Source organism: Bilifractor sp. LCP21S3_A7 (genome assembly GCF_052118825.1).
GTDB lineage: Bacteria > Bacillota > Clostridia > Lachnospirales > Lachnospiraceae > Bilifractor.
This window is the reverse complement of the sequence record NZ_JBQKGL010000002.1, coordinates 259,357-272,520: the sequence shown is the minus strand read 5'-3', so window position 1 is coordinate 272,520 and position 13,164 is coordinate 259,357. Positions and strand designations below refer to the sequence as shown.

Below are 13,164 nucleotides of genomic sequence, written 5' to 3'. Positions count from 1 at the left end.
ACCAGATATCCTGTGTCTAAAGTCCTCATGGCCAGATATTCCGTGTCTGACTTATATCTAAGCGTCTGATTTACAAAGGCGCCGGATCACGAACAACGCCGGCTATCGGGGGAAGGCCGCGCAGGAGAGAAGAAAAGGAGAGGATTTTATTTATGAAGGAACAGAAGAACCGAATGACGAACGAACGTGATTACCGGCTTCCGGAGAATTTTGTCTATCCGGACAGAGAAAAGCTGAAGCTGCTGATTCGTCTGGCCAGTATGATTACGGACCGTTATGTGGCAAAATACACTCATACCATTCGTCCGGACGACCCGGAGGTCTGGTGCCTCGATGAGGTCATGAACAAGGATGAAGTAAAGTTCATGCTCAGTTTCAAGAAACCCAGGACAAACTACAGCCACGCGCAGCTCGTGAAAATGAACCCTGCGTTTACAGAGACGCAGATCGATAAAATGCTGGAACACCTGATGTGGGTCGGCTGCATTGAGACGAATCGTGAGAACCCGGCAAAAGAGCTGTGGTACGATGTGCCGATTTTTGTTCCGGGCATCGCCGAGTTCATGGTCATGAACGATAAGCTGATGGCAGAGCACCCGAATATCGCGACATTTTTTAACCTGATGACCCAGATGCCCCTGGAGGGCATTACGCCCATGGTTCCCATGGGTGGCGCGGGCATCGGCATGCATGTCATTCCCGTCGAGAAAGCAATCGAATCCGTTTCCACATCCGTACCGCTTGAGCATATCTCGCATTGGCTGGATAAATATGAGGGCAAGCTTTCCATCGGTGTCTGCACCTGCCGCCGGCAGCAGCGGATCCGCGGAGAGGGTGACGGTTCCATCGAGCAGGAGTGCTGCATCGGCCTGGGCGATCTCGCTGAGTGGTGCGTGAATACCGGCCGCGGCCATTATATTACGAAGGAGGAGGCGCTGGAAGCCTGCGAGAGGGCAGAGCGGCATGGATTTGTCCATCAGACTACGAATATCGACGGCGAAGATAAAATCGTCGGTCTCTGCAACTGTGCACCCGGCGTCTGCAATGCGATCCGCACCTCTCAGCTCTACAATACGCCGAATATGTCCCGTTCCGCATATCGTGCGCATGTAAAGAAGGAAAACTGCGTAGCCTGCGGAAAGTGTGTGGAGGTATGCCCGGTCGGCGCGGCCAAACTCGGTCAGAAGCTCTGTAAAAAGGACGGCAGTGAGGTGAAATACCCGCTGACGCTGCTGCCGGATGAAACACGCTGGACTGCGGACAACTGGAACATTCATTACCGTGAGGACGCGAAGATTAATTGCTATGACACCGGAACTTCCCCCTGTAAGACGGCTTGTCCGGCGCATATTGCGGTTCAGGGCTATGTGAAGATGGCAAAAGAAGGCAGATACGCGGACGCGCTGAAGCTCATTCGTCAGGATAATCCGTTCCCGGCTGTCTGCGGAGCCATCTGTAACCGCCGCTGTGAGGATGCCTGCACGAGAGGTACAGTGGACAGCCCTGTCGCGATCGACGAGATCAAGAAATTCGTCGCGCAGCAGGAGATCGATCCCGCTTTCCGCAAATCTATCCTTCCCGTATGCGAGCGTGACGAGGGCGGCTTCTGGGACGAGAATTATAAAATGGCAGTTATCGGTTCCGGCCCTGCCGGCATGTCCTGTGCTTATTACCTCCGGACCAAAGGATATCCGGTCACAATTTTTGAAAAGGAAGAAAAACCCGGCGGAATGCTCACGTACGGCATGCCGTCCTTCCGTCTCTCGAAGGATCTCGTCGATGCAGAGATCGATATGCTCCGCGAAATGGGCATTGAGTTCCGCTGCGGTGTGGAGATCGGAAGGGATGTCAGCATAGCCGATCTCAGAGCACAGGGATATCGCGCCTTTTACGTATCCATCGGTCTCTCAGGCGGCAGAAGCGCCGGTGTTCCCGGAGAGGATGCCGCGGGTGTAGAGTCCGGTATAGGCTTCCTGAATCGCGTGAATCGCGATCACAGCGTAAAACTGACCGGAGATGTCGTTGTGGTAGGCGGCGGCAACGTAGCCGTCGATGTAGCAAGGACAGCACAGCGTGTGACAGACGGACACATCACCATGATCTGTCTGGAAGGCGCAGATGAAATGCCTGCCGCTGCCGATGAGGTTGAAGACGCAAAGGCCGAGGGCATTGAAGTGAAGAACGGATGGGGTCCGAAGGAGATCCTGACAGAAGATGGAAAGGTAACCGGCGTTGTGTTCAGGAAATGCACCCGGGTCAAGAACCCCGACGGACGCTTTGATCCCCAGTATGACGAAGAAACAACAATCACCGTTCCCTGCAAGAACGTACTGGAGGCAATCGGCCAGTCTGCTGTCTGGGGCGATCTTCTGAAAGGTACAAAAGCACAGACACGGCGAGGCGGCACCATTATCTGCGACCCGGTTACCTTCCAGACCGGAGAACCGGACATTTTCGCCGGAGGCGATATCAACCACGGCGCCCGTTTCGCCATTGACGCCATTGCCGACGGCAAGAAGGGAGCGGAATCTATGCACCGCTTCGTACATGAAGGTCAGTCGCTCACGATTGCCCGTGATCTCCGGGAATTCATAGAGCTCGACAAAGAGGATATCACAGTTCCTCTCGGCTATGATCACGCCAAACGCTGCGTCCCCGGATCCCGTAAGGTCGAGGACCGTTTCGACGATACAAGACTTCCGCTGACCGAAGAGCAGGTACATCAGGAGGCGGACCGCTGTCTCGGATGCGGCGCAACAACAGTTGATATCAACCGCTGCATCGGATGCGGCCTGTGCACCACCCGCTGTGAATTCGACGCAATTCATCTGGAGCGGGACCTCCCGGACTGCAGTAACTTCTTCCGTTCTGAAGATAAGATGAAGGCGATCGCGCCTTATGCAATGAAGCGGGAGATTAAGATCATCCGAAAGGAAGCCCGCGAAAAAAAGGCAGCGCGCAGGTGACGGAGAACGGCTATGCATGAAATGGGAATCGTAACTCATCTCGCGAAGACACTGGATGATCTCGCAAAGGAACAGAACATTACGAAAATCGGTTCTGTCACACTGCAGGTCGGAGAGGTCTCCGGCATCATGACGGACTATTTCACCGACTGCTGGGACTATTTCAAGGTGCGCCATCCCGTATTAAAGTCGGCAGAACTGAAGCTTGAGACGATCCCTGCAGTGACCTGGTGCAATCACTGCAGAAGAACCTACCCGACCGTAGAGTACGGACGGGAATGCCCCTACTGTCACAGTGGAGAGACATGGCTCCTCAAGGGAAATGAATGTATCATTAAGGAAATCGAGGCCGAGTAAATCAATTAAATTCGGTTCACACAAGAAGAAACCGGAAATCTGAAAACGAGATAAAACACGCTGCGCGAGTTTTATCTCGCTATCGCGACGCTCGCCGCACACGAATACTTCGCATTCGGCTGCGGCTCACTGTTCGCGTAAATAAAAGTCCCGGAAAGGAACGGTTGACAAATGGAGCAGCTTCGGATAGGCATATGTGAAGATAATAAGGAATCACGCGTCCGGCTTCTGAATATGGTGACGGATTCCGCAGAAAAAATAACCGCAGAGGCGTTTGAAAGCGCTGAAGATCTGCTGGATCATTTTTTTCCCGGGAAATTCGATCTTCTGATACTTGACATCTATATGGAACGGATGACCGGAATTGACGCGCTGGAACAGATCCGCAGAAAAGATACACGCGTAGTGGCAGCCATTGCCACAACCAGTCAGGATTTTGCGCTGGAATCCTATCGTCTTCGTGCCGCCCGTTATCTGGAGAAACCTGTAAAACCGGAGGATATCCGGGAACTGATCCAGGATGTTATTCACAAGAAGGAATCTGAGCCTCATTTCGAATGTGAATCGGTACGTGAGAGGATACGAGTGCCTTTTGACTGCATTCTCTTTGCAGAACAGAGAGGGAAAAGCATCTGTCTGCACATGGATGACGGAAAAGAACTGATCTTCCGCGGAAAACTGGATGACGAGATAAACAAATTCCCGGAGAAGTATTTTTTCCGCTGCCATAAGAGCTTTCTGGTCAACCTCTCGAAGATTTGCGGTATAGACCGCGAGCTGCTGACCTTTGTCATGCAGGGCGGCGAACAGGTTCATATTCACCGACAGGGATTTTTTGCCGCAAAAAGAGCATATGAACATTATCTTTTTTCCATTGCTGAAGGACGGAAACAGGAAGGACAGGGGGCGGACGAGTAGACGGATGCTGTTCCCTGGAAGAATGGGATGAAGCGGCATGCTCTATGAAGCTGAATGATCCGATCCGGGCATAGTTAAATATGCAATAAAAAAAACACCCCATCCGTCAACCCCTCAACCCCTCAAAATTAAATTTTCCCTTGACGAAAAAAAAAAATTTGCTATAATAAGGTGAGTGCAAAAATACCCAAACAGTTGTATTTAGCACAATCTTACAACTGGAGGGAGGTTAGGTTTGGGCATATGGCAAACGTTATCGTAAAAGAGAACGAAACACTGGATAGCGCGTTACGTCGTTTCAAGAGAAGCTGCGCTAAGGCTGGAATCCAGCAGGAGATCCGTAAGAGAGAGCACTACGAGAAGCCGAGTGTTCGTCGCAAGAAGAAATCCGAAGCAGCAAGAAAACGTAAATATAATTAATTTGCACATGAAAAGCTCTGACATGTAAATGCCAGAGCTTTCTTCGTTTTATTTATATTCATGAAAAGATACAAAGATACCCGCTACAATCTCAATCTCAAAAAACCCGGACTTCCCTCAGGCACGCTTACCGTCTGTTTTTTCACTGACATGCACAATTGCTGCAGTCCTGAGGAAATCTCCCGCATCGAAACCATTCTGCAGAGAAACCGCCCGGATCTCATTCTGTGCGGTGGAGACAGCATTATCGGGAAGCCCGGATACCCTGTCGCTCCCGCGGCTGATTTTCTCACCTGTCTTGCCGGGAAATGGGCCTCTGCTCATGAGAACGGAGATCCTGCCGGAAATATCTATCTCGCCATGGGCAATCACGAATATCGCACACGGATCTACCCGGAGGTGTACGGCGACATGTATACCCGCTACCAGCGCGCTCTGCAGCAATCCGGACACCTCATTCTGCTCCAGAACGAATCGCGCGAATTCACCGTGCACGGCCTCCCGGTCTGCATCTGCGGCTTCAGCATGGATCGCCGCTACTATGGCAGAATCCATCACGAAAAGCTCCCCTGTTCCGCGATTACAGAGGCTTTCCACACAGATCAGAATCCCGGGACGCTTCCTGCAGACCGGATCAGTATTCTTCTCGCACACAACCCATCCGGTATGGATGCCTATCTGGAATGGGGCGCTGATCTGACTCTCTGCGGACATTACCACGGGGGAGTCGCACGTTTTGGAAAGCACGGAGGGCTGATCAGCCCTGATCTCTGTCTTCTTACCGGAAAAGCCTACGGCTTATTCCAAAAAAACGGAAAAAGTGTTATAGTAAGTTCCGGCTGCGGAGAACACACCATCCCCGTCAGGATCAATAATCCGAGGGAGATCGTGACCGTAGTAATTCATGTAAATGAGAATTCTCAGTCCTGACAGCTTTCATTCAGAAAGGAAATCTCTTCGAAGTGGCAATATCTGTAAATCTCCAGGTATTTCAAGGTCCTCTGGATCTTCTCCTGCATCTCATTGACAAAAACAAAATAGATATCTATGATATTCCCATTTCTGAAATTACCGATCAGTATCTGGAATATGTCCGGCAGATGGACCACGAAGACATGAATGTCACCAGTGAATTCATGGTGATGGCGGCAACGCTGATCGACATCAAATGCCGGATGCTCCTTCCCAGAGAGGTCGATGAAGAAACCGGCGAGGAGATTGATCCGCGCGAAAACCTCGTGCAGCAGCTTCTAGAATACAAGGAATACAAGGAGATTTCCAGGCATCTGCGCGAATATGCGGAGGATGCGGGAGAGCTCGTCACGCGAAGGCAGCACCTTCCGAAAGAGGTGGCACGCTATTCGCCGCCGGTAGATCCGGCGCAGCTTCTGGACGGCGTCACACTGGAAAGGCTTCACGAAATCTTCGAATTCGTCCTGAAACGGCAGAAGGACAAAATCGACCCGATCCGGAGTAAATTCGGCCATATTGAACGAGATGAGGTTTCTCTCCCCGACAAGCTGGATTATGTCCAGATCGTGACCCGCAAGAAGAGAAAGGTCTCCTTCCGGAGACTGCTGGAAAAACAGCCGACGAAAATGAACGCTGTCGTTACGTTCCTGGCAGTGCTTGAGCTCATGAAACTCGGCAAGATTCACTGCACCCAGGATGAGCTCTTCGGTGATATTGAAATTGAATCCCTGGAGAATGAACACGAAACCGCCCTCGCCGGAGACGCCTACCGGGAGGACGCAGGCAACAAACCTTTTAATGAACTGTTCTGAGAAAATGGTAATTGCAGATGGCAGAAGAAATAGAAACAAAAAAAACAAGCGGAAATAAAGAAACAGACCCGGATACTACACCTGAAACAACAGCTGATACAGCTCCCCGTTCCGAACCCGGCCACTCAGCGGATTCCTCCCGGCATTCCGCTCCCCATACACGTAAGGATACCGGATCCGGTCCGGAAAACTCCGACTCCCAACATTCCGCTCCCAATATGCGTAAAGATACCGGATCCGGTCCGGAAAACTCCGACTCCCGGCAGGACGATAACCTTCGCTTCACCGAAACGGAGGACACAACTCTGGAGGGAGCCCTTGAGGCTCTTCTCTTTGCGATGGGAGATTCCGTTGAGCTGTCGCGTCTCGCCTCTGCCGTTGGCCGCACCTCCTCGCAGACCGAGAAGGCTCTGCGCTCCCTGCAGAAAAGGCTGAGCCGGCCGGAATCCGGCATTCAGCTTCTCGATCTCAACAACTCCTGGCAGCTTTCCACAAAGAAACAGTATTACGGCCAGCTGATCACGCTCGCCAGACATCCAAAGAAACCCCAGCTTACCGATGTCATTCTGGAGACTCTCTCCATCATCGCATACAAACAGCCGGTCACAAAGGCTCAGATCGAACAGATCCGCGGCGTCAGCTCCGAGCACGCGGTCAACAAGCTTCTGGAATATGATCTGATTCAGGAGCTCGGACGCCTTAATGTTCCGGGCCGGCCGATTCTTCTGGGCACCACAGAAAAATTTCTCCGCTACTTCGGTGTGGAATCGACAGATCAGCTCCCGGAGCTCAGTCCCGGACAGATCGCGGACTTCAAGGCGGAAGCAGAAGCGGAGGCCGATGTGCGTGTAGACGTCTGAATGGCTCTGAAAAATTCATAAAAATCAGGACTCCCAGCCGGATTTCATTCGTTAAAAAGGGGGTGTCGCACGAACTGGTGCGGCACCCCCTTTTTCTTCTCTTATCTTTATTCTTATCTTTATTCTGTCTGGGTTTTCGAAGAGCTGTTCTGTTATGATACCGGATAAGCTGCGGATTGCTCCTTGCTTCGCACTCCCGCAATACTTAGCCAGTGAACCAACTATATTTATATGCGTACGTGCTGCTCAATACCTTGTGTGTGCTGGAATTTGACTGAACCGCTACCTTTATCATGCTGTCTTCATTCAGATCCTGATCATTTACCATCAGCGTCTGGTTGTTCACATAGATCGTATCGTTGTCCAGCTTTCCGTCGATAACCACCTTACATGACTGTGTGAAATTTTCACCGCTGATGTAATACGTTCCGTTCGCCAGCTTTGTAATTCCATTAATAACAATCGGCTTCACGCCCAGCCGGAGATCGGACTTTTTAAACGGATTTGTCTTGTTGTACACATATCGTTTTCCGTACAGTATATCGTACTGAAGCGTCTGCATGTCGAAGGTGTAGCTCTCGCTGTTCTGCATCGTCTGTTGATACCGGAACATCACGCCGTCATGAATATCAAGCTTGTCAAACAGATCTGCTGCCGCCTGATATGCTGTGATATCTTTACTTTCCTTCTTCAGGCCGATATTGTCCCACAGAAGGTAATTGGTCTGGTAGATCGAACCATAATTCAGATCCTCATCGGAAAGGCCCATCGTTGGGAGATGATCCCCGTAGAACAGAATCACTGCAGGTTCACCCCGGTTCTCCACATCCTGAATCAGGTCCGCGATGAACTGATCCTCCTCGTGCAGCTGATTCACGTAATACTCCCACGCGGCGTTCTCCGCGTCTGTGTCAGTCCCCGTCACTGTAATCTCCGGATTATCAATGATATGCTCACTCGGATAGGAGCCGTGAGGCTGAACAGAAACAGTAAAGACAAAATCCTTCCCGGATGTGGAATCCAGCGCGTCGTTGATCGGAGTGATCAGATTCTCATCGCGCATCCATCCGTTCTCATTCACGTCATTCTGCGTGTCCATGTACTCGCCCGAAGTAAACGTATCGAATCCGAAATCCGCGTACACCTTGCGGCGGCTGTAGAAGTTCGCCTCATTGTCATGGACCGCATGCGCGGAGAATCCCAGATTTTTCAGCACGGTTGCCGCACTCTCACAGGTTTCTTCCCTGAGGATGCCCTTATAGGGATACTCACCGGCTCCGAAGAACCGCATGCTCATTCCGGTCAGGGTCTCAAATTCAGTGTTTACCGTGCCGGCACCCACGACCGGCACCTGATACAGACCGGAGGTGTATTCCTTTTCCAGCTTATGCCAGTTCGGAAGCGGGTCCTCGGAGAACGTGAGATTTTTCATACGGGTCGGGTCAAAAAATGTCTCGCACTGCACAATAATAATATTCGGGAGATTGTCCGTATCCGAGGTGGTTTTCTCCTCATCATGCTCATCCGCAATGATCTGATCCACCATCGTCTTGGAGTAATTGTCCGGCTTTGATATTCCGGTATCCAGAACTGTAACCGTCAGACAGTACGGAAAACCGTAATCCTCATACGCATAGGCAATGTTTTCAAAATAAGCGGAAAGCAGGCGCACATTTACCATCACCCGGGTCAGTCCCCAGAAACCGAAGCAGGAGAGTACAATCCCGATCAGCACCGGAATCCTGTGTGTCTTTCCCTGATAGCGCGGAGAGCGGCACAGCAGCACAATAAGACCGGCCACAAGAGCAATAATAAGTGCGTATATCACCCCGATCTCCCAGCCGGACAGATACTTCGTGACTACAGAAGCTCCTTCGCTCAGCGCCGTCAGATCCGGTCCGGTCAGCGGCGTCACACGGTTCGCCAGCAATATGCTGTTACTGATTCCAAGGAGCATCCAGAAGGTCAGAACCAGAATTCTCCAGAAGGTCCGTCTCCGGAACAGAAATACGATCAGTGAGCTCAGAAAGATCAGCAGTGTATTATACAGGAAAACCTTGGTGTGATCATCCAGAAATGTTACCGCCGCCCCGAAGGAATGTCTCGACAGCGCCTCAATAAGCAGATATCCGAAAAACGACGCGGCAAAATGAAAAATAAGGGCATATCGGTTCAGAAACTGCACCAGTTTCGGATGCCGCGGCGGTTTTGGTTCCGGCCTTACTGCCTTCAGAAACCAGTGCTTCCCCTTTCCGAGGACTTCCCTAATACTCATAATTTCCTCCGTTCCAGACATCTGTTACGTACATAGACAAATTCTTTCTGCTCAGCTTCTGCGTTTCAGAAGCTTGCTCACGTAAGCTTCTGCATTTCGGCAGAGTTGTCACGTGGCCTTCTGCATTTTGGCAGATTTAACGTGTCTGGCTCAATGATTTAACCCAGTGATTCAACACTTTTAACTTGACAACGAACCATCATAACAGTTTTACCGGAATTTGTCGATGTACGAAGTCCTGAAAGTACTGGCCAAAGAATGCTGAATATCAGGAAAAATTCATGAAAAAACGGCTGGAACAACAGCCGTTTATCTTGAAGATCATCCCGTTATGAATTAGTATTATTTATGTGCATCCATAAATATATGTCCATAAGTTAAGCATCCATGAACATTTGCACCCAAGAACATTCGCATCCATAAATACCTGAATCTTTGAATATTTACGCTTTTGAATACCTGCATGCAATATTTATATCTGTAAGTATTTGAATCTGTAAGTATTCGTATCCACCACTATTATTTAGGGAGAAAGAAAATGTCTGAGCAAAACGCCAAAGCAACCCACAAGAAACAGTCGAACCCAAAGGCACTCATCCCCATCCTGGTATTTCTCGTCCTGTACCTGGGATCTGGTATTTATTTTGAATATATCCACCCTGTTAAGGGAGAAATGGGCTTCTATATCATGTCTGTCGTCGTGGCTTTTGGTCTGGCGCTGATCGTCGCCTTTCTCCAGAATCCTTCTCTTTCCTTTGATAAAAAGATCCATATCTGCGCCAGAGGAATCGGCGATGACAACATCACGATCATGCTCTTTATTTTCCTGATGGCAGGCGCTTTCAGCGGAATTGCCAACCAGGCGGGCGGAGTGGAGAGTACCGCCAACCTGCTTCTGAATATCATACCGGGCCGATTTGCCATTCCCGGTCTTTTCGTCATTGCCTGCCTGATTTCCATGTCAATGGGTACCAGTGTCGGCACGATAACCGTACTGGTGCCGATCGCCGCTTCCGTCGCAAAAACAGCCGGGTTTTACCTGCCTCTCTGTGTCGGTACCGTCGTGGGCGGTGCCATGTTCGGAGACAATCTCTCCTTCATTTCCGACACGACGATTGCGGCCACCAAGACACAGGGCGTTGAGATGAAGGATAAATTCCGCGCGAATATCCGGATCGCCCTCCCGGCCGCCGTACTCACGCTGGCAATTCTCTGCGTCATTGCCCTGAACGGCGGAAAAGCCGAACTCGGAAATTATCCTTTCCAGTTCGGCCTTGCGCTCCCATATTTTGCGGTTCTTGTCATGGCCCTTCTCGGAACCAATGTCTTCGTTGTCCTTGGAGTCGGGATTCTCCTGTTCCTGATCATGGGCGGTCTGCTCGGAGAACTCAGTTTTGCCACCGCGTTTTCCTCCATGGGTACCGGCACATCGTCGATGTTCGAAACCATGATCGTCACCATTCTTGTCGCCTCCATCAGCGCGCTGATGGAAGAGTACGGAGGCTTTGAGGCGATCCTGGAGCTGATCCGGAAATTCTCCCACAGCAAGCGGGGTGCCATGTTCGGCATTGCATTTCTTACCGGCCTGATGGATATCGCGACAGCAAACAATACCGTTGCCATCGTCGTCGCCGCGCCCATCGCCAAAACCGTAAGCACGGAATATCAGATACAGCCGCAGAAGACCGCGTCCCTTCTGGACACCTGCTCCTGCATCTTTCAGGGCATTATCCCCTACGGCGCACAGCTTCTGATTGCAGCCAGTCTCTCCGGGGTCTCCACCGTATCGATCATTCCTTATTTATTCTATCCCTTCCTGCTCCTGATCTTTGTGGTTCTCTCGATCGTTTTCGACAGGAGCTGAGCAGCCGCGGTCCTTCCCACCTGCCCTGGCCAGGCTTGCGCTGCTTGCGGCCCTTCTCATCAGTATTGGTTCAGGCCCTGCTCCTCTTTACGGACTATTCGTCTATCACGTTTTCAGACTGCGCTGCTTGCGGTTCTTCCCGTATGGATTGACGTCAGACTGTAGGCATCAAGCACCTGCTCGAGATCGCCTGCTGTCATCAGCTTTTCCTGAAGCACCAGCTCCTTCACCGGCACGCTGGTCTTCAGGGATTTCTTTGCGATTTCCGCGGCTTTCCTGTATCCGATATACGGATTCAAAGCAGTGGCAATTCCAACGCTTGCATTCAGAAGCTCCCCGCATCTTTCCTCATTCGCTGTGATTCCATCGATGCAGTTCACACGCAGCGTGTTCACCGCGTGCGTCAGCTCAGAAACAGAGTCAAACAGATTGTAGAACAGAACAGGCTCAAACGCATTCAGCTCCATCTGCCCGGCTTCCGCTGCCATGGTGATGGTCGTATCATTGCCGGCGACCTCAAATGCCACCTGCGTCACAACCTCGGGAATTACCGGGTTGACCTTTCCGGGCATGATCGAAGATCCGTTCTGCATCGCCGGAAGAGAGATCTCGCCGATTCCCGCCCGCGGTCCGCTGGAGAGCAGACGAAGGTCATTGCACATCTTGGAGAGGTCAACCGCACAGGTTTTCAGTCCGGAGGAAATCGTCACGAAGCTGTCGAGATTTTCGGTCGCGTCAAACAGATCCGCTGCCTGCGTAAGCGGATAACCGGTGATTTTTGCAAGTGTCGGGACAATATTATAAAAATAAAAATCGGAGGTATTGATCGCGGTACCTATGGCTGTCGCGCCCATATTCACCGTGTAGAGTTCTTTCTTGAGATGCAGAAGACGATCGCGGTCTCTGGAAACCATCGATGCATAAGAATGGAAGGTCTGACCGAGGCGCATGGGGACAGCATCCTGGAGCTGTGTGCGTCCGATTTTGAGAATATGATCAAATTCTTCAGATTTTTCAGAGAGGCTGTCTGCAAGCGCTTCCAGCTCACCGTCAAGGACGGAGAGAAGATCGAGAGCAGTCAGCTTGCCGCATGTCGGAATCACATCGTTGGTTGACTGGCACATGTTCACGTCATCATTTGGATGAATGACGGAATAATCGCCTTTTTTGCCTCCAAGCAGCTCGATTGCCCTGTTGGCCACAACCTCATTCGCGTTCATGTTTGCACTGGTTCCGGCTCCGCCCTGAATTCCGTCCACGATGAAAGACTCTGTAAGCCTGCCTCTCATGATATCACGGCATGCCTTTGCGATGGCATCTGCCTTTTCCGGCTTCAGCTTTCCGCTTTTCTTGTTTGTCTCGGCCGCCGCGAGCTTGATTCTCGCCAGATTCCGAATAAACAGGGGATGGAGTCCGGTGCCGGTGATCGGAAAATTCCTCTTTGCCCGAAGAGACTGCACTCCATAATAGGCATCCTCCGGCACCTCCAGCGTGCCGATAGAATCAGCTTCCAGACGAGTTCCTGCTGTGATCTTCTCAAAAATCTCCATGATGTTTCCCTCCAAATGTCCTGAATGAAATTTGAGCACTCATTAAACTTTTCGGACGTCTTCACCGACTGTCCTTCCGGATGACGCGAGAATAGCACTCTGAAAACCCGATGTAAATATCTTAAGTTGAGAAGATTGAAAGAGAAGAAATCCGGGGCGTTCTCACGAAA

10 protein-coding genes are annotated in these 13,164 nt (G+C 51.0%); 8 read left to right on the top strand and 2 right to left on the bottom strand.

The features are described 5' to 3' along the window. Positions 1 to 173 precede the first annotated feature (173 nt). The 7 genes from ACTQ1O_RS02900 (at position 174) to scpB (ending at position 7,305) form a co-directional block, all read left to right on the top strand. Positions 174 to 2,966, top strand: coding sequence for an FAD-dependent oxidoreductase (locus ACTQ1O_RS02900; protein WP_441486079.1), 2,793 nt, complete (start codon positions 174 to 176; stop codon positions 2,964 to 2,966). A gap of 12 nt (positions 2,967 to 2,978) precedes the next feature. Beyond that, positions 2,979 to 3,323 carry a hydrogenase maturation nickel metallochaperone HypA gene (locus ACTQ1O_RS02895; protein WP_441486017.1) on the top strand — a complete coding sequence of 115 codons (345 nt, stop codon included), beginning with the start codon at positions 2,979 to 2,981 and terminating at the stop codon, positions 3,321 to 3,323. Positions 3,324 to 3,494: 171 nt separating this feature from the next. Then, positions 3,495 to 4,241: a LytR/AlgR family response regulator transcription factor gene (locus tag ACTQ1O_RS02890; RefSeq protein WP_441486016.1), complete on the top strand. Its 747-nt coding sequence runs from the start codon at positions 3,495 to 3,497 to the stop codon at positions 4,239 to 4,241. A gap of 243 nt (positions 4,242 to 4,484) precedes the next feature. Then, positions 4,485 to 4,661 carry a 30S ribosomal protein S21 gene (gene rpsU / locus ACTQ1O_RS02885; protein WP_004602251.1) on the top strand — a complete coding sequence of 59 codons (177 nt, stop codon included), beginning with the start codon at positions 4,485 to 4,487 and terminating at the stop codon, positions 4,659 to 4,661. A gap of 60 nt (positions 4,662 to 4,721) precedes the next feature. Beyond that, positions 4,722 to 5,591 (top strand): metallophosphoesterase, encoded by an 870-nt coding sequence (locus ACTQ1O_RS02880; RefSeq protein WP_441486015.1) that lies wholly within the window; start codon positions 4,722 to 4,724, stop codon positions 5,589 to 5,591. 32 nt (positions 5,592 to 5,623) lie between these two features. Beyond that, a complete protein-coding gene (locus ACTQ1O_RS02875) occupies positions 5,624 to 6,445 on the top strand; it encodes a segregation and condensation protein A (RefSeq protein WP_441100294.1) in 822 nt (273 codons plus the stop codon). 218 nt (positions 6,446 to 6,663) lie between these two features. After that, the gene (scpB, locus tag ACTQ1O_RS02870) at positions 6,664 to 7,305 is read left to right on the top strand and encodes an SMC-Scp complex subunit ScpB (RefSeq protein WP_441486078.1); all 642 of its coding nucleotides are present in this window, start codon (positions 6,664 to 6,666) and stop codon (positions 7,303 to 7,305) included. 205 nt (positions 7,306 to 7,510) lie between these two features. Here the strand turns inward: scpB and ACTQ1O_RS02865 are convergent, their stop codons facing one another. Beyond that, entirely contained in the window at positions 7,511 to 9,580 is a 2,070-nt protein-coding gene (locus tag ACTQ1O_RS02865) for a sulfatase-like hydrolase/transferase (protein WP_441486014.1), read from the bottom strand. Positions 9,581 to 10,118: 538 nt separating this feature from the next. On the opposite strand from ACTQ1O_RS02865, the gene ACTQ1O_RS02860 reads away from it, so the two are divergent. Continuing rightward, entirely contained in the window at positions 10,119 to 11,444 is a 1,326-nt protein-coding gene (locus tag ACTQ1O_RS02860) for a Na+/H+ antiporter NhaC family protein (protein ID WP_441486013.1), read from the top strand. A gap of 113 nt (positions 11,445 to 11,557) precedes the next feature. Here the strand turns inward: ACTQ1O_RS02860 and ACTQ1O_RS02855 are convergent, their stop codons facing one another. After that, complete coding sequence (locus ACTQ1O_RS02855) at positions 11,558 to 12,994, bottom strand: aspartate ammonia-lyase (RefSeq protein ID WP_441486012.1); 1,437 nt, start codon at positions 12,992 to 12,994, stop codon at positions 11,558 to 11,560. Positions 12,995 to 13,164 lie beyond the last annotated feature (170 nt).